Origin of the sequence: Stenotrophomonas sp. YIM B13575 (assembly GCF_042787595.1) — a bacterium.
Classification (GTDB): domain Bacteria; phylum Pseudomonadota; class Gammaproteobacteria; order Xanthomonadales; family Xanthomonadaceae; genus Stenotrophomonas; species Stenotrophomonas lactitubi_B.
In genome coordinates, this window is sequence record NZ_JBHZOP010000127.1 from 1 (window position 1) to 15,713 (window position 15,713).

Below are 15,713 nucleotides of genomic sequence, written 5' to 3' on the forward strand. Positions count from 1 at the left end.
CGGATGGGCGCGTGCAGGACCGTTGGCGCCATGGATGGCGCCATTGAGCCCCCATGGATGGGTTTACGGCGTGTCCTGCATGCGCCCATCCGCCCACGCGATCCCGGGACCGTCAACGCGCCGACAGCGCCCGCTTTTCAATCACTCCTCTTGACCTCAACCAATGTTGAGGTGCGATAACAGTCTCCCCATGGCCACACCCCTGGCCTTCCCCACGGAGACTGTCTCGATGTCGTACTCGCTTCCCGCCCTCCCCTATGCCTACGACGCCCTCGAACCGCACTTCGATGCGCGCACGATGGAAATCCACCACAGCAAGCACCACCAGGCTTACGTCAACAACCTCAATGCCGCGCTGGAACAGGCGGGCCTGCCGGCGCAGCCGGTGGAAACCCTGATCGCCGACCTCGATGCCCTGCCCGAATCGATCCGCGGCGCCGTGCGCAACAACGGCGGCGGCCACGCCAACCACAGCCTGTTCTGGACCGTGCTCAGCGCCACTGGCGGCACGGCCAATGACGAGCTTGCCGCCGCCATCGATCGCGACCTCGGCGGCTACGACGCCTTCAAAGAGAGCTTCAGCAAGGCCGCGCAGACCCGCTTCGGCAGTGGCTGGGCGTGGTTGACCGTCGATCGCGACGGCCGCCTGCAGGTCGAAAGCAGCGCCAACCAGGACAGCCCCCTGATGGGCGCCGCGGCGGGTGCCTCCGGCAATACCCCGATCCTTGCGCTGGATGTGTGGGAGCACGCCTACTACTTGCACTACCAGAACCGCCGCCCGGACTACATCGGCGCGTTCTTCAACCTCATCAACTGGGCCGAAGTCGGCCGGCGCTACCGCCAGGCCAGGGCCGCATGAACGCAGACTCCGGTGCCTACGCCGGGCCGTGGGCAGGGGTCTTCCCCGCTCCGGCGCCGGTGCCGTCGGTCAGCCTGCCGCCGCGTGCGCTGCGGCGATTGCTCGGCCATTTCCCTACCGGCGTGGCGATCGTCTGCGCCCGTGATGCACAGGGAAAGCCGCAGGGCCTGACCATCAATTCGTTCGTGCCGATCTCGCTGCAGCCGCCACTGGTGCTGTGGAACCTGGCCCTGCATGCGCAGAGCCTGTCCACGTTCCAGCGCGCCCCCCGGTTCGCGATCAGCGTGCTCGGCGCTGGACAGGAAGCGCTGGCGCGCCGTTTCGCCGACCCGCAGGTGCGCCATCGATTCACCGATGTGCCCTTGCTGGACGACGGCGAAGACGCGCCACCGCGTATCGCTGGTGCCGTCGTCCACCTCACCTGCACCCGCCACGCGCAGTGGCCGGTCGGCGATCACCTGCTGCTGGCCGGGCGCATCGTCGACGTGCGGGAAGAAGGCGGCGCACCGCTGCTGTTCCATCGCGGGCGCTTCCAGGCGGGTCCGGTGGAAACCCTGGTGGAGGTGCGCTGATGGACATCAACACGCTGGAAAACATGCTCGCCGCCGGCAAGGACAGCGCGCTGCTGCGCTTCGGCCTGGGCAAAAGCTGGCTGGACGCCGGCGATCCGGTGCGCGCAGCCACCCATCTGGGGCGCTGCGTGGTGCTGGACCCGGACTATTCGGCGGCGTGGAAGCTGCTGGGCAAGGCATGGCTGGCCGGTGGCCAGCCGCAGGCGGCGCGCGAGGCGTGGCAGCGCGGGCTCAGCGTGGCCGGAAGCAAGGGCGACCAGCAGGCCCGCAAGGAGATGCAGGTGTTCCTGCGCAGGCTGGACCGCCAGTCGCCTGCGCTGTTGGCGAAGGCCGGCTGAACAATCAGCCGGCGTTGGCCGACGCCGGTGCCGGCATGATGTCCGGCATCGGCAGGCGGCGCGGCTTGCTCGGGAACGCGTGGCGCAGGATGCGCCAGACCACCTGGGTGAACTGCCGCGGCAGCGAGCCGTTGTTGTAGTGCTGGCCGTAACGGCGGCAGATATCCTTCACTTCCTTGGCGATCGCCGCATAGCGGTTGGCCGGCAGATCCGGATAGAAGTGGTGCTCGATCTGGTGGCTGAGGTTGCCCGACAGCACGTTGATCACGAAACCGCCGCTGATGTTGGACGAACCGCGCAGCTGGCGCAGGTACCAGTGGCCGCGCGATTCATTGCGCAGGCATTCCTTCGGGAACGTTTCCGATTCGGCAGTGAAGTGCCCACAGAAGATGATCACGTAGGTCCAGATGTTGCGCAGGCCGTTGGCCACCATGTTGCCCAGCAACACCGGCAGGAAGAACGGACCGGCCAGCAGCGGGAAGAACACATAGTCCTTCAGCACCTGGCGGATCATCTTGCGTGCCACCGGACGGGTCTGCAGCCACATCGCGCGGCTGCTGATGCGGCCCTTGAACCAGCGGCCCAGGCGCAGATCCTGCGCAGCCACGCCCCACTGGAACAGCAGCGCGAAGATCGGCGCGATGATCGGCTGCAACAGGTAGAACGGCTTCCAGCGCTGCTCCGGGAAGATGCGCAGCAGGCCATAGCCGATGTCATCGTCCATGCCACGCACGTTGGTGTAGGTGTGGTGGCGGAAATTATGGGTCTTGCGCCAGTTGTCGGCGGTGGCAACGATGTCCCATTCGTAGGTGTTGCCGTTGAGCTTGGGGTCGCCGGTCCAGTCGTACTGGCCATGCATGACGTTGTGGCCCAGCTCCATGTTTTCCAGGATCTTGGCCAGCGCCAGCAGCAGGGTGCCGGCGATGCAGGCCGGCCACAGCAGCGGCGCCCAGAACAACGGCGAGAACGCGCCCAGGAACAGCAGGCTGCGGCCAAGCACGCCCGACCAGCGCACAGCCGCTGCGACGCGGCGGATGTAGCGGGTGTCGGACGCGCCGAGGCTGCCGATCACACGGTCGCGGATCGCATCGAGTTCCTCACCAAACGTCTGCATCTCGGCAGGGCTCAGGGCACGGTCGGTAGCGCGGGTCATGGCAGCGGGGTCCTCAGAGATCCAGGGTCAGGTCGGTGGTCGGCGCGCTCACGCAGATCCGCACCGGCACCGCCGTTTCGGACTGGGTGTCGCCGGTGCGCAGGTGGCGGGTGGTGCCACTGACGCGTTCACAGGTGCAGCTGTTGCAGATGCCCATGCGGCAGCCGTGCTTGGGCGCGATGCCCTGCGCCTCCAGGCTTTCCAGCAGCGAGCGGCCACGCGGCACGATCAGCCGCCGGCCGCTGCGGGCCAGGGTCAATGCGACCTCGCCCAGGCTGTCGGCATCACTGAGTGCTGCCGGTGGGGTAAAGGCTTCCGCCTGGAAACCAGCCACCTGCTGGGCCAAACGCGTGCGCGCAGCGGCAACGAAACCGTCCGGGCCACAGGCCAGTACATGGCGCTGCGCCAGCGGGGTGTCGTCACCGGCCACGGCCAGCGTGTGGCTGTCGATACGCGCAGCCGGCACGTCGCCTTCGCGGGTGGTCAGCAGGTGCACGCGCAGGTTCGGATGCGCCGCAGCCAAGGCCAGCAGTTCATCGCGGAACTGGAACGCCGCAGCGTTGCGCTCCCAGTAGAACAGGTCGACCGGTGCAGCCAGCGGGCGCTGGCAGGCGTCGCGCAGCAGGCTGCGCATGGGCGTGATGCCGCTACCGGCTGCCAGCAGCAATACCGGCGCGGCGGCAGGCATGTGGAAATCACCGAAGGCCGCGTCCAGCCGGAACAGGTCGCCCGGCTTGGCATGTGCGACCAGATGCTGGCTGACCTTGCCGCCTTCCACCGCCTTGACGGTAATGGCCAGCTCACAGCGGCCCAGGCGGGTCGGGCTGTAGCTGCGGCGCAATACACGCCCCTCAAGCTCAACGCCGAGGGTGACGTGCTGGCCGGCGCGCATCCCGGCCCAGTGCCGGTTGCAGCGCAGGACCAGGGTCGCGGCGCCCTCGCCGGCCGGCTCGCGCCGTACCAGGCGGGCCATCGGCTCACGCAGGGTCCACAACGGATTCAGCTGGCCCGCCCAGAAGTCGAACAGCGACGGCGACAGCCAGCGGTACGGAGAAAGCAGGGAAGGTCGGACGACAGCGCTCATGGGCGCACTATACGGCCGCACACACAGCTGTGTATACATGTGTATATTGCACCGGATTGGGTATGATTCAGCCTTGCCCCTCCGGAAGTGCCATGGCCGCCGCCACCGTTCTATCTCCGCCTGAAGATGCCAGCAGCCCGGCCCGCCGTACGGTGAGCCGCGAGGATCTGTTGGCCGCCGCGTTGAAACTGATCGGCCCGCATCGCAGCCTCTCCACCCTCAGCCTGCGCGAAGTCGCGCGCGAGGCCGGCATCGCACCCAACAGCTTCTATCGCCAGTTCCGCGACATGGACGAACTGGCCGTCGCCCTGATCGACGTCGCCGGGCGCTCACTGCGCACCATCATCGGCGAAGCCCGCCAGCGCGCTACGTCCAGCGCCACCAGCGTGGTGCGCGTGTCGGTGGAAACCTTCATGGAACAGCTGCGCGCCGACGACAAGCTGCTGCACGTGCTGTTGCGCGAAGGCGCGGTCGGCTCGGATGATTTCAAGCACGCGGTCGAACGCGAACTGCACTACTTCGAAGAAGAGCTGCAGCACGACCTGGTGCGCTTGGCCGCACTGGATGGCGCGGTGTTGTACAAGCCGGAACTGGTGTCGATGGCGATCACCCGGCTGGTGTTTGCAATGGGCGCTTCGGCCATGGATCAGCCCCCGGAGAACGACCCGGAACTGGTCGAACAGATCTCCACGATGATCCGCATGATCATCGTCGGCGCGCGCACTCCCGCCGCCTTCCGCCGCGGCTGACCCCTTCCGGTGCATGACCACCGGCACGCTTCCGTGCGCATTGTGTAATGTTATAACACTCGAATTCGAGTAAAGACCACGGTCCCGTCGCGAGCTGAAACGACAATATAGCAATTGCTATATTGATGACCTTCTGCTTTCATGTGCGCCAGCCAGGTCGCCCTCGCCGCCCTCCCTCCCCAAGGACGACGCCCTCATGCGCATTGCTGCCTCCCTTCTTCGCCGGCTGCCGCTGGCTGCCGGTATCGCCGCCGCGCTGCCAGTGGCCGCAGTCGCTGCACCGCCCTCACCCACCGAGCTTGACCGTGTGCAGGTGAAAGTCAGCACGGCCACCCGCAGCGAACGCCTGCTGTCGGACGTGCCGATCCGCACCGAAGTACTGCGCAAGGAAGACATCGCCCTGCGCGCGGCCACCGATTTCTCCCGCGCGGTCGAGCTGATCAATGGCCTGAGGGTGGAAAGCAACTGCCAGAACTGCAACACCAGCGAGGTGCAGCTGCTGGGCCTTCCCGGTGCCTACAACCAGCTGCTGTTCGATGGCATTCCACTGCTGTCCACGCTGGGCAGCGTGTACGGGCTGGAACAGATTCCCGCCGGCTTCGTCGACCGCATCGAAGTGGTCAAGGGCGGTGGTTCGTCGTTGTATGGGCCGGGCGCGGTGGCCGGTGTCATCAATCTGATTCCGCCACTGCCTGCACGCAGCGGTGGCCATGTACAGGCCGGCGTGGATGTGCTGAAGGGCACGCCGCAGAAAAACGCCGACGTCCGTCTGGATCTGGTCGCCAGAGAAGCCGACGCGGGACTGTCGGTGATCGCCCAGCGCAACTGGAACAGCGGCATCGACTACAACGGCGACGGCTATACCGAGATCACCCGCAAGAACCTCAAGGTGGGTGGCCTGCAGGCCTGGTATGCACCGAATCCGGGCACGCGCCTGCGGCTGGACCTGCAGGTGACCGATGAGAGCCGTCGCGGTGGCAATCGCCTCGACCAGCCCGAACACCTGGCCAACATCGCCGAATCCCTGGATACGAACTACCGTCGCGGCAGCCTGTCATGGGACCAGGAAGTGAACAGCGACCTCGACTTCCGTCTGGCCTACGCCTTCGCCGACATCGACCGCGACAGCTTCTATGGCGGTCTTGGCGATGTGGTCACCGATCCATCGGCGCCCGGCTACGACCCTTCGCAGCTGGACCCGAACGTGCCCGGCAGTGCCGCGTCACGCTCGTGGCGTCAGTACGGGCGCACCCACAACCCGCTGCACTACATCGACAGCCAGTTGAACTGGCGGTTGGGTGCACACACGCTCGCGTTCGGCGTGCAGTACAAGCATGAGGGCCTGCGTGACGACAATCGCGATGGCGCCGGCCAGCGCCTGGCCGTGCTCGAGGATGCAACCTTCCACAATCTCGGCGCGTTCGTGCAGGACGAATGGAGCGTACGCGATGATGTCGACCTGGTGCTGGGTGCGCGCGTGGACAAGAGTTCGGAACTGGACAGCGCCGTGTTCTCACCGCGCATCGCCCTCGCCTGGCAGGCGACACCCCGGCTGAAATGGCGTGCGGGCGTCGCCACCGGCTTCCGTGCGCCGGAAATCTTCGTCGAGGATGTCCACGTCGATACCCTCGGTGGCGAACAGGTGCGCGTGCGCAACACCCGTGGCCTGAAGGAGGAGCGCGCGTTGACCACCCTGTTCGGGTTCGACTGGCGCTCCGACCCGGCCGACCCGGTATGGAGCTGGGATGCCACTGCATCCTACGCACGCATCCGTGACACCTTCGCGCTGGGCGAGATCCAGCGCGGCGATGATGGCCAGCTGACACAGCTGCGCTACAACGCGTCCGGCTCGAACGTGCTGGGCATGGAAACCAACGTCGGCTGGCAGCCCTCTGCGCAATGGCGACTGACTGCCGGCGCGTCGTGGTACCGCTCGCAGTTCCGCGAGCCGCAACGCATCTTCGATGACACCGCCGACGGCGGCGATACGGTGATCGACAGCCGCGACTACCTGAAGACGCCGCGCTGGACCGGCGTGGCCCAGCTCAGCTGGATGCCGGCCGAACCCTGGGAGGCCTTCCTGGCGCTGCGCCACACCGGATCGATGCCGGTGCTCAACAACCGGCTGGGCGAACTGCACCGCACCCGCGCGTTCCTGGTCACCGATCTCGGCGCGCGCTGGCATCGCCACCTGGGCGCGCAGGCACAGCAGGAAGTGTCGGTGGCGGCCGGGGTCAAGAACGTGTTCGACCAGCGGCAGAAGGATCTGGAAAGCGGCGCGCTGCGCGACAGCGACTACGTGTACGGTCCGCGTTTCGCCCGCTCGTGGTACGTGAACCTGCGTTATGCGTTCTAGGTGGCTGCCCGCACTGCTGCTGGCACTGGCATGGCCGGCCACGGCGGCCGACCTGCACGCGCAGGTCTCCGCGTCGCTGATGCGGCCCGAGCCACGTGCCCTGCGGCCGGTGCAGTGGTCGCCACCGCCGAAGCTGATCGCGCTGTACTTCGGTGCCGACTGGTGCGCGCCCTGCCACGCCTTGGTGCCAACCCTGCGCGGCTTGCGCGACGCGCTGCGCGAGGCCGGCGCCGATACCGAAGTGGTGTATGTCAGCCTGGATGAAAACGAGGCGGCGCTGCGGCGCTACATGCAGCTGCAGGACATGCCGTGGCCGGTGCTGGACCCGCGTCGCGCGAAGCGCATGCCGGCACTGCAGGCATTGGCGGGCCCGGCACCGCCCAACCTGGTGCTGATCGATGCGCAGGGCACGGTGCTGGCCAATGGCTGGCAGGGGCGGCGCTACAGCGGGCTGCAACCGGTATTGCAGGAATGGCGGAAGCAGGCGTGTGCGCAGGAACAGGCGCGCTGCCCGCCTGAATTGTAGAGTCGAGCCATGCTCGACTCATTTCATCACCGCGCGAACAGCAGCCGAGCATGGCTCGGCTCTACAGAAAGCAGATTCCGCGAGTAGATCCACGCCATGCGTGGATGCACTCATTCCATACCGCGCGAACAGCAGTAAAGGAACCGCGACTCAGCCGCCCTCGGCCTTGCGCACGAATTCGTCGAACAGGGCCAGTGTCTGTTCGCTGACATGGTGCTCGATGCCTTCGGCATCACGCCGCGCGGTATCCGGGTCCACGCCCAGCGCCAGCAGGAACCGTTCCACGGTCTGGTGGCGCTGGCGGCTGGCGTGGGCCAACGCCTCGCCCTCGGGGGTCAGGAACACGCCGCGGTATGGGCGCTGCACCACCCAGCCGTCACGGGCCAGCCGTCGCAGCATCTTCGCCACCGTCGGCTGGGCCACGCCCAGGCGGGTGGCGATGTCGACCTGGCGGGCCTCACCGCCATCGGCCAACAGGTCGGAGATCAGCTCGACATAGTCCTCCACCAGTTCCATCCGGTGTGCCTCGCGCACTTGCCGGAAGCTCTCGACCTGGCGCTCGGCCTCGATCAAGGGGGTGCTTTTCAGCGATGTCGAATCGTCCGTCTTGCCCACGCGTGTGCCTGTCCTGCAGTTGTCATCGGGTGCGAACCTGAATTCTGGACCAGTGACGCAGTAAAGACGATTGTTTCACATTGCTATGCGATATAGCAGTGGCTATATTGGCAGCCATGAACACCGTCGCACCCACCGATTCTGCGGCCCCCACTCCGGCCAGCCTGGGTGCGCTCAACGCGTCGATAGCAGTACCCGACAAAGGTCATTGGTGGTTCCGGCTGCTGGCCTTCCTTGGCCCGGGCTACATGGTGTCGGTCGGTTACATGGACCCGGGCAACTGGGCTACCGATCTGGCCGGCGGCTCGCGCTTCGGCTATCTGCTGCTGTCGGTCATCCTGATCTCCAACCTGATGGCGGTGATCCTGCAGGCGTTGTCGGCACGGCTGGGCATCGCCACCGGCATGGACCTGGCGCAGGCCTGCCGTGCGCGCTACCCCAAGCCGGTGAACCTGGCGCTGTGGGCGCTGTGCGAAGCGGCGATCATCGCCTGCGACCTGGCCGAAGTGATCGGCACGGCCATTGCCTTGAAACTGTTGTTCGATCTGCCGCTGCTGTGGGGCGCGGTGATCACCGCGCTGGACACGCTGCTGGTGCTGCTGCTGATGAACCGCGGTTTCCGTGCGCTGGAAGCCTTCGTGATCGCGCTGCTGCTGGTGATCTTCGGTTGCTTCATGGTGCAGATCGCGCTGGCCGCGCCGCCGGTGATGCAGGTGCTGGGCGGTTTCATTCCGCGCACGCAGGTGGTCACTGATCCGCATGCGCTGTACATCGCCATCGGCATCATCGGGGCCACGGTGATGCCGCACAACCTGTACCTGCATTCGTCCATCGTGCAGACCCGCGCCTATCCACGCACCGATGAAGGCCGTCGCAGCGCGCTGCGCTGGGCCGTCACCGACAGCACCGTTGCCTTGACCCTGGCACTGTTCATCAACGCCAGCATCCTGATCCTGGCGGCGTCGGTGTTCCATGCCAATGGCCGCTTCGATGTGGAAGACATCGAGCAGGCGCACCAGTTGCTGGCGCCGATGCTGGGCGTGGGCCTGGCCTCGACATTGTTCGCCGTGGCGCTGCTCGCGTCCGGCCTGAACTCGACGGTGACGGCGACACTGGCTGGGCAGATCGTGATGGAAGGGTTCCTGCGCCTGCGCCTGCCGCCGTGGCTGCGGCGCTTGATCACCCGCGCGCTGGCCATCATCCCGGTGGTGGTGGTGATCATGCTGTTCGGCGACCAGGGCGCGGTGAAGCTGCTGGTACTGAGCCAGGTAGTGCTGTCGATGCAGCTGCCGTTCGCGATCATTCCGCTGGTACGGATCGTGACCGACAAGATGACGATGGGCGCGCTGGTGGCGCCGCGCTGGCTGGGCAGCATCGCCTGGGTGATCGCGCTGGTGATCGTGGTGCTGAACGTGAAGCTGCTGGTGGACACGTTCGCTGGCGGTTGATCCGCGCGCCCGGGGTCGGATCCCTTGCCACAGGCAAGGGCTCTGACCCCAGTAGATCCACGCCATGCCTGGATGCCCGTGTAGATCCGGATCGCGCGAAATGCCGCCGGGCATGGCCCGGCGCTACCGATGGCGACCTGCAGTAGATCCACGCCGTGCGTGGATGCGGCAATGTCAGGCGCTACAGGAACTCCGCGATCGCCGCTTCGATCTGCTGCGGAGACTGGAAGCCCGGCATGCGCATGCGTTCGTCACCGTCCAGGAACAGCGACAGCGTGGGGGTCTGCCGCAGCCCCAGCTCGCGGAAGAACGCCTCGCCCACCACTTCCAGCTGCACCCGCAGCAGGGTCGTGCCCTGCCCTGCAGTGCCGCTGGCCACCCGCTGCAGCGACATGTCCAGCATCCGGCACCCCGGGCACTGGTCCTTGTGGAAGTCCACCAGCACGCGCGGGTGGTCGGCCAGCAACTGCTGGAACTGCTCAGGCGTGGTGGCGTCGATGATCTGCATCGGTGGTACTCCAGTAATGAGCCAGGACCGCGTCGGTCCAACGGTTGATGGCCGTGGCATGCCGCCGGCCATGGGGCATCTGTTCGATCTCCAGCGGCGGATAGCCGCTGTGGAAATAGCGGATCAGCCGGTGCACCGCACCGCAGTAATACTCCTGCCCCCACTGCGTTTCGCCGGTACCGAACACCGCCACCTGGCGCGGCCGCTGGCCGCGTTCGGCGATGCCTGCCACCCAGGCCTTCATCTCCGACGGCGTGCGCCCGGCGTTGTCGGTCCAGCAGCCCAGCAGCACCAGGTCGGCCTCGTCCACCGGCAGCGGCGGGCACTGGCGCAGGTCGTCGGCGTCCTGCCAGTGCACGGCGTGGCCTGCGGCCCGGCAACGCTCGGCGATGTGGCGGCCGAGCTCGCGGGTGTTGCCACTGAGGGACGCCACCACGATCAGGATGCGCAGCGCCAGGCCGCGCTCAGAGGTCGTCGAAGCCGTTGTCGACGTTGGTCTTCTTGTAACTTGCATTGCGCATCTCGAAGAAGTCGGTCTTGGTCTCGGTGAAGTTGTCGGCGTAGGCCTTGATCCAGGGCATCACGTTGTCGGTGGTGTCGCTGTACAGGCGCTCGATGCCGAGCATGCCGGCCATCTTGTTGGCGCGGTACTTCACGTAGCGCACCATCTCATCCACGTCGATACCGTCGATGCCGTCCAGCACCTCCGCCGACCACTGTGTTTCCAGTTCAATGGCATGTTCGAACGACTGGTGCACGTAGGCGGTCAGCTCGTTGGTCTGCAGCTCCGGGTTCTCGCCGATGATGGCGCGGATCAGCTCGCTGATGAACTTGGTGTGGGCCAGTTCGTCACGGTTGATGAAACTGATGATCTTGCCGGTGCCGTTCATGCGGTTCTGCCGCACCATGTTGTAGAAGTAGGCGAAACCGGAATAGAAGTTGATGCCTTCCAGGATCGAGGACTGGATCAGCGACTTCAGCAGGGTTTCGGCGGTCTTCTCGCGCATGAAATCGTCATACGCCCCCATGATCGGCGCGTTGCGCTTGATGATGGTCGGATGGGTGCGGGCGATCTCGAAGATGCGGTTCTGGTTCGGCAGGTCGGTGATCGAAGCCAGCACGTAGCTGTAGCTCTCGTTGTGGATCACCTCCTGCTGGCCGATGATCGCCGCGTTGGCGTGCGCGGCCGGGTCGGTGATGTACTCGGCGACGTTGTAGATGAAACGCGTCTGCGGCGAATCAAGAGTAGCCAGCAGGCCGATGATGGAATCGTAGGCGTTCTTCTCGCGCGCGTTGAGCTCGCCGTACTGGCGTGCATCCACCTTCATGTCTACCTCATCAGGGATCCAGAAGTTGGTCGAGAGCTCCTTGTAGGCGCGATAGAACGACGGGTACGGGATGTCGTTCCAGTTCAGGATGCCGCTGGTGCGGCCGTTGATGATGCCGGTGCTGCGGTTGGGGTGGCGCGGTTCGAGGATCTTGATGCGGTCGAGGGGGGTTGCCATGGTCTTCTGCCTTCGTATTGCATGCGTTGCGGATGTAGAGCCGAGCCCATGCTCGGCTGCTCTTCGCGCCTGAGCCGAGCGTGGGCTCGGCTCTACAGGGGGCGCAGCGATCAGCTCGAGCACCACTCGCATTCGCTGATGTCGATGTCGTTGGAGCGCACGTAGTAGGTGGTCTTCAACCCTTCCCGCCAGGCACTCAGGTGCAGCTCCAGCAGCGTGCTGGCGCGGATCGTGCTCGGCACGTAGAGGTTGAAGCTGATCGACTGGTCGACATGGCGCTGGCGGCGCGCGTTCTGCCGCACGCTGGCGAACTGGTCGACCTTGTAAGCGCCCTTTTCGTAGTACGGCCAGGTTTCCAGCGACAGCCCGGGCGCAGCCACCGGCCGCCGGAAGTCCTTCTTTTCCTCGTAATAGAACGCGCTGTAGATCGGATCGATCGACGCGGTGGAACCGGCGATCTGTGCCGTGCTCATGTTCGGCGCCACCGCCAGCAGCCAGCCGTTGCGCAGGCCGTTGCTCGCCACCTCGCGTGCAAGACTGTCCCAGGCAGCGCCGCTGTAATCGCGGTCACGGAAATAGTTGCCGTTGTGCCAGTCGCTGCCGGCGAACATCGGGTAGCTGCCCTTCTCCCTGGCCAACTGCGCGCTGGCCTGGATGGTCAGGAAGTTGATGCGTTCGAACAGGCGATCGGACAGTTCCTCGGCCTCGGGCGATTCCCAGTGGATCGCCTGCTGTGCCAGCAGGTGATGCCAGCCGAACGTGCCCAGGCCGATGGCGCGGTACTTGCGGTTGGTGATGGTGGCCTGCGGCACCGGCAGCGCATTGAGGTCAATCACGTTGTCGAGCATGCGCACCTGGATCGGAATCAACCGCTCCAGTACATCGGTGGCCAGCAGATCCTCGGGGGCGGTGATGGCGCGGCCGAGGTTGATCGATGACAGGTTGCAGACCACGAAGTCACCGGCACGACGGGTGGTGACGATCTGGTCGCCGCTGACGATCTCCTGGATCATCCGCGTCGGGCTCATGTTCTGCAGGATCTCGGTGCACAGGTTGCTGGAATAGACCATGCCCGCGTGCTTGTTCGGGTTCTTCCGGTTCACTTCGTCGCGGTAGAACAGGAACGGATTGCCGGTTTCCAGCTGGCTGAGCATGATCCGCTTGAACAGGTCGATCGCCTTCACCGTGCGGCGGCTGATGCGCTCGTCGGCGACCAGTTCGGCGTAGCGGTCGCGGAAGCTGCCCTGCCCGCGCTTCTCGTCGTAGAAGTCCTGCAGGTACCAGCCCTTGGCCTGCTTCACCTCGTGCGGATCGAACAGGTACCAGTCGGCCCGGCGCTCGACCGCCTCCATGAACAGATCGGGCACGCAGATGGCGGTGAACACATCGTGCGCGCGCAGGCGCTGGTCGCCGTTGTTCAGGCGCAGGTCCATGAAGGCTTCGATGTCGCGGTGCCAGATGTCCAGGTACACCGCCACCGCGCCCTTGCGCTGGCCGAGCTGGTCGACCGACACCGCGGTGTTGTTGAGCTGCTTGATCCACGGCACGACGCCGCCGGACGAGTTGGGCACGCCGCGGATCGGCGCACCACTGCTGCGCACGTACCCCAGGTACGCACCCACACCGCCGCCGTGCTTGGACACGCGGGCAATATCGGTGTTGGAGTCATAGATGCCCTGCAGGCTGTCATCGACGGTATCGATGAAGCAGCTCGACAGCTGGCCGCCGACCTTGCCGGCGTTGGCCAGGGTCGGCGTGGCCACCGTCATGTACAGGTTGGACAGTGCCCAGTACGCCTCGCCCACCAGCTGCATGCGGCGCACGCGGCCGTTCTCACCCGGCCCGCCCTCGTTCTGCATCAGGTACAGGGCGATGGTCAGCCAGCGTTCCTGCGGCAGTTCATACACCTCGCGGCTGCGATCGGTGGCCAGATAGCGCGTGGCCAGCAGGTACAGGCCGTTGTAGGCGAACAGCCGGTCGCGCTCGGGATCGATCATCTCGCCGGCCTGCTGCAGCTCTTCCTTCGAATAGCAGCGCAGGATGTCGTTGCTGTAGATGCCGCGGTCGGCCAGGCTTTCCTGCAGGCCCACGAAGGAGCCGTACTTCAGGCTGACGTCGTAGAAGCGGTTGCGGCTGGCGCGCTTGTACAGCCGGCGCAGGTACAGGCGTGCGGCAAACTGTTCCCATTCGGGCGCGACAAGATCGACGCGCGATTCCGCTTCGCGGATCAGCAGGTCCACCAGATCATCGGCACTGATGCTGGGCTTGCGCTCGACCATCGCCAGCACCACGCGGCGGTAGTCGGCCACATCCAGCTGCGGCAGCTCGGCATGGATGGTGTCGATGCTGCGCAACAGGCGCGCCGCATCGTAGGGCAGGCGACGATTGCCGGCTTCCTTGGTGATCCAGGTCGGCACGCGCTCGCCGCTGGCGCGCATGGCGTCGCCGGCGCCGGCCAGGTCGGCCACGCGGAAGGTACTGTCGGTCATGGTGGTGTAACTCCAGGCTCGTACGCGCGTCGGCGCCCGATGCCATGGCGGCCCTGCAAGCGATACCGGCGCGCGGGGCGAACGGGTGAAGTGCCAGGGTGCAGGAACGTAGGTCGTCGGCATCTGCCTGCGCCTGCGGCCGGTATCCGGGCCGTGGGGGCGACCTGCGTCCGCACGATGGCGGCCGCGTCGACACGGCAAGCCTTCAGGGGCGGGCCGCGGGACGTTTGCTGCATGTCCGGCGGCGGCGGCTGACCGGGAGTGACGGCCACAACATAGTGGGGATGCCCCGAGCCGTCAACACAAGATGCAGTAATCACGTCATGTCGCGACCATCGGTCGCAGGATGCCGTGTTGCACCACCATCACCTTGTTGACGCCGCACACGTCCCCAGTTCGGTATCACATCAACTTTTCCGGAACACCGCTCATGCGCGCTGCCCAGTACTCCTCCTTCGGCGACCCGGCCGACGTCCTTGCCGTTGCCGACGCCGCACTGCCCGAACCCGGCCCCGGCGAGGTGCGCATCCGCACCGTGCTGGCCTCGATCCACAACCACGACCTGCTGACCGTGCGTGGCCTGTACGGCTACAAGCCGACGTTGCCGGCGATCGGTGGCAGCGAAGCACTGGGCGTGGTCGATGCGCTTGGCGAGGGCGTCGATGGCCTGCAGATCGGCCAGCGTGTTGCCGCCGCCTCGGTGCACGGCACCTGGGCTGAAGCGTTCATCGCGCCGGCGCGCATGGTGATCCCGATGCCGGAGTCGATCCCCGACGAGATGGCCGCACAGCTGATCGCGATGCCGCTGAGCGCGCTGATGCTGCTGGAGTTCCTGCGCGTCGAGCCGGGCCAGTGGGTCGTACAGAACACCGCCAACGGTGCCGTCGGCAAATCGCTGGCGATGCTGGCAAAGGCGCGCGGTGTGCACGTGGCCAACCTGGTGCGCAACGCGGAAGCGGTGGCGCAGCTGCAGGCGCTCGGCATCGATCACGTGTTCGATACCTCGGTGGACGGCTGGAAGGACCGCGTGCGCGAAGCCACCGGCGAAGCACAGGCAGCGGCTGCGGTCGATTCCATCGGTGGCGATGCCAGCGGCGACCTGGTCGACCTGCTCGGTCACCACGGCACCCTGGTCTCGTTCGGCGTGATGAGCGGCGAGCCGATGCGCATTCCCGCCGGTGGCCTGATCTACAAGGAAGCCACGGTGAAGGGCTTCTGGGGCAGCAAGGTCAGCCAGGCGATGGCGGTGGAAGACAAGCGTCGGCTGGTCGGCGAGCTGCTGAAGCGCGCGGCGGGCGGTGAGCTGACCTTGCCGGTGGAGCGGATCTTCGCCCTGGAGGACATCGCCCAGGCAGCGAAGGCCGGTGCGGGTTCGGGTCGTAACGGCAAGGTGTTGCTGCGGCCGTGATCGTCTGACATTGCGTTCTGTAGAGCCGAGCCATGCTCGGCTGCTTTCCGGCCAGTGTGTGGAGCCGAGCGTAGGCTCGGCTCTACAGGGGCGTGGGGGGCCC

Annotated in this window: 15 protein-coding genes; 8 read left to right on the plus strand and 7 right to left on the minus strand. The window is 66.1% G+C overall.

From position 1 onward, the window contains the following. Positions 1-229: 229 nt before the first annotated feature. From ACFX4F_RS17890 to ACFX4F_RS17900, 3 genes are read left to right on the plus strand one after another with little or no spacing between them, the layout of a single operon-like run. Positions 230-859 (plus strand): superoxide dismutase, encoded by a 630-nt coding sequence (locus ACFX4F_RS17890; protein ID WP_380657562.1) that lies wholly within the window; start codon positions 230-232, stop codon positions 857-859. Further along, positions 856-1,431 carry a flavin reductase family protein gene (locus tag ACFX4F_RS17895; RefSeq protein ID WP_380657564.1) on the plus strand — a complete coding sequence of 192 codons (576 nt, stop codon included), beginning with the start codon at positions 856-858 and terminating at the stop codon, positions 1,429-1,431. Before ACFX4F_RS17890 ends, ACFX4F_RS17895 begins: the two co-directional genes overlap by 4 nt. Continuing rightward, positions 1,431-1,769, plus strand: a complete 339-nt coding sequence (locus ACFX4F_RS17900; protein WP_100552730.1) for a lipopolysaccharide assembly protein LapB — start codon at positions 1,431-1,433, stop codon at positions 1,767-1,769. Before ACFX4F_RS17895 ends, ACFX4F_RS17900 begins: the two co-directional genes overlap by 1 nt. Positions 1,770-1,773: 4 nt before the next feature. Here the strand turns inward: ACFX4F_RS17900 and ACFX4F_RS17905 are convergent, their stop codons facing one another. Both ACFX4F_RS17905 and ACFX4F_RS17910 read right to left on the minus strand, forming a co-directional pair. Next, entirely contained in the window at positions 1,774-2,922 is a 1,149-nt protein-coding gene (locus ACFX4F_RS17905) for an acyl-CoA desaturase (RefSeq protein ID WP_100552731.1), read from the minus strand. 13 nt (positions 2,923-2,935) lie between these two features. Further along, a complete protein-coding gene (locus ACFX4F_RS17910; protein WP_380657567.1) occupies positions 2,936-4,006 on the minus strand; it encodes a ferredoxin reductase in 1,071 nt (356 codons plus the stop codon). Positions 4,007-4,098: 92 nt separating this feature from the next. Here ACFX4F_RS17910 and fabR point away from each other — a divergent pair, with 92 nt between their 5' ends. The 3 genes from fabR to ACFX4F_RS17925 all read left to right on the plus strand — a co-directional run bounded on the left by fabR (position 4,099) and on the right by ACFX4F_RS17925 (position 7,637). Beyond that, positions 4,099-4,755, plus strand: a complete 657-nt coding sequence (gene fabR / locus ACFX4F_RS17915; protein WP_025878574.1) for an HTH-type transcriptional repressor FabR — start codon at positions 4,099-4,101, stop codon at positions 4,753-4,755. Between the two features lie 196 nt (positions 4,756-4,951). Further along, a complete protein-coding gene (locus tag ACFX4F_RS17920; protein ID WP_380657569.1) occupies positions 4,952-7,111 on the plus strand; it encodes a TonB-dependent receptor plug domain-containing protein in 2,160 nt (719 codons plus the stop codon). Next, the gene (locus ACFX4F_RS17925) at positions 7,101-7,637 is read left to right on the plus strand and encodes a thioredoxin-like domain-containing protein (protein WP_380657571.1); all 537 of its coding nucleotides are present in this window, start codon (positions 7,101-7,103) and stop codon (positions 7,635-7,637) included. The genes ACFX4F_RS17920 and ACFX4F_RS17925 overlap by 11 nt, the downstream gene beginning before the upstream one ends. Before the next feature lie 150 nt (positions 7,638-7,787). Here ACFX4F_RS17925 and mntR read toward each other — a convergent pair whose 3' ends face one another. Next, complete coding sequence (gene mntR / locus ACFX4F_RS17930; RefSeq protein WP_089235893.1) at positions 7,788-8,252, minus strand: manganese-binding transcriptional regulator MntR; 465 nt, start codon at positions 8,250-8,252, stop codon at positions 7,788-7,790. Between the two features lie 116 nt (positions 8,253-8,368). Between mntR and ACFX4F_RS17935 the strand changes: the two genes are divergently transcribed. Further along, positions 8,369-9,700, plus strand: a complete 1,332-nt coding sequence (locus tag ACFX4F_RS17935) for an Nramp family divalent metal transporter (RefSeq protein WP_380657574.1) — start codon at positions 8,369-8,371, stop codon at positions 9,698-9,700. 181 nt (positions 9,701-9,881) lie between these two features. On the opposite strand, the gene ACFX4F_RS17940 is transcribed toward ACFX4F_RS17935, so the two are convergent. The 4 genes from ACFX4F_RS17940 to ACFX4F_RS17955 all read right to left on the minus strand — a co-directional run bounded on the left by ACFX4F_RS17940 (position 9,882) and on the right by ACFX4F_RS17955 (position 14,151). Beyond that, on the minus strand, positions 9,882-10,208 hold the full coding sequence (locus ACFX4F_RS17940) for a thioredoxin family protein (RefSeq protein WP_032975313.1): 327 nt from the start codon (positions 10,206-10,208) through the stop codon (positions 9,882-9,884). Then, the gene (locus ACFX4F_RS17945; RefSeq protein WP_380657579.1) at positions 10,180-10,647 is read right to left on the minus strand and encodes a flavodoxin; all 468 of its coding nucleotides are present in this window, start codon (positions 10,645-10,647) and stop codon (positions 10,180-10,182) included. The genes ACFX4F_RS17940 and ACFX4F_RS17945 overlap by 29 nt, the downstream gene beginning before the upstream one ends. A 25-nt stretch (positions 10,648-10,672) precedes the next feature. Beyond that, the gene (locus tag ACFX4F_RS17950) at positions 10,673-11,713 is read right to left on the minus strand and encodes a ribonucleotide-diphosphate reductase subunit beta (RefSeq protein WP_025878567.1); all 1,041 of its coding nucleotides are present in this window, start codon (positions 11,711-11,713) and stop codon (positions 10,673-10,675) included. Positions 11,714-11,823: 110 nt separating this feature from the next. Continuing rightward, entirely contained in the window at positions 11,824-14,151 is a 2,328-nt protein-coding gene (locus ACFX4F_RS17955; protein WP_380657581.1) for a ribonucleoside-diphosphate reductase subunit alpha, read from the minus strand. 481 nt (positions 14,152-14,632) lie between these two features. On the opposite strand from ACFX4F_RS17955, the gene ACFX4F_RS17960 reads away from it, so the two are divergent. Then, complete coding sequence (locus tag ACFX4F_RS17960; RefSeq protein WP_380657577.1) at positions 14,633-15,610, plus strand: zinc-binding dehydrogenase; 978 nt, start codon at positions 14,633-14,635, stop codon at positions 15,608-15,610. Positions 15,611-15,713 lie beyond the last annotated feature (103 nt).